The sequence below is a fragment of the Rhodanobacter sp. FW104-R8 genome, from assembly GCF_001617365.1.
In the GTDB taxonomy this organism is placed as follows: domain Bacteria; phylum Pseudomonadota; class Gammaproteobacteria; order Xanthomonadales; family Rhodanobacteraceae; genus Rhodanobacter.
The window spans coordinates 1-1,211 of record NZ_LVJR01000041.1 but is presented as its reverse complement, the minus strand read 5'-3'; the positions used below and the strand labels follow the sequence as shown (position 1 = coordinate 1,211).

The 1,211-nt window shown below is 56.7% G+C and carries 1 protein-coding gene; it reads left to right on the top strand.

Going from position 1 to position 1,211, the window contains the following annotated elements; all coding sequences use genetic code 11:
• Positions 1–294 precede the first annotated feature (294 nt).
• Positions 295–1,179, top strand: coding sequence for an ATP-dependent endonuclease (locus tag RHOFW104R8_RS10845; protein WP_082823596.1), 885 nt, complete (start codon positions 295–297; stop codon positions 1,177–1,179).
• The last annotated feature ends 32 nt before the right edge of the window (positions 1,180–1,211 follow it).

The following is a 1,211-nucleotide window of genomic DNA, read 5'->3' as shown; positions in this document are numbered from 1 at the left end:
TGGCTGACCGATCAGGCCAAACAAGCCAGCTCATGACCTCGGTTATGGGGTGCGGAATTCGAGGGCAAGGTCATTATTCGACCTGGCATCACCGCACTAGTCGGCCCGAACGGTAGTGGCAAGACCCGTGCCCTACGTGCCATTAAGACTACGCTGGATGGTACAAACTACATCAGCAGCCTCGATCGTAAGACCCACTTTCTCGCGGCCGGGCGCAGCAGTCCGCTTGAACACTTCCGTGCAGCAGTTGACAACCCGGGCGCAATCGAACAATCCGATGCGTCGGTTGGCCATATGAACTATGTAGAACGTTGGTGGCACTTTGAGAGCGTCACAGGCAGTCTACTTGTGCTCGATAGCCGCGCGGATCTGCGCCTAAAAGTCGAAGCACGCCTCCAACAACTATTCGACCGCAGCGTGCAGCTCTCTTGGTCACAAAACGGCCTCACTGTCCGACTTTCGCCGATGTCCGGCGGTGCGTCCTATGCAGCAAATCACGAAGCCAGTGGCATCCTCCAACTCGTGGCGCTGCTCGCGGCTATCCATAATGATGAGATCGGAGCTCTGCTGATCGACGAACCCGAGATTTCATTGCACCCGCAGCACCAAGCCTTTCTGCTCGAAGAAATGGAAAAGGTTGCCGGTGACCCATCGGACCGTGCGCGGAAACTCATCGTGATCGCCACTCATTCGGCATCACTTCTGCCGTTACGCAAACTAAGCGAGCTACCCTCTATCTCCTTCTTCAACTCGGCAAGCCAACCGCCAACACAAATTCCCAGCGATTCCGACATTCTCAAGCGAGCCAAACTAGCAGCGATGGTGGCTCGACTCAGCACCACCCACCGCATGGCGATGTTCGCCGAGCGAGTGCTACTGGTCGAGGGATCCAGCGATGAGATCATCGCGACGCAGCTTGCCCGCCGTCTCGATCTTCGGCTGCTTGCTCGCAACGCACAGATCCTGCCGGTCTTAGGCAAAGGGGAATTTGGTGAAGTTGCAAAGCTGTTTCGCCTGATGAACAAGCAGGTCGCGGTGCTCGCTGATCTCGATGCGCTAGCGGACGATAATGGCCTTGTCTGCAATTTCAGTGAGTTGCCTAAAGCCACTGCGGTTGCTGATCGGCTCGGACGGACTAGCAGGCTATTGAGAAACTCCCCCGGGTCGTCGCGGTCATAGTTTGCCTCAATCGCAGAGCTATCGACCCCCGA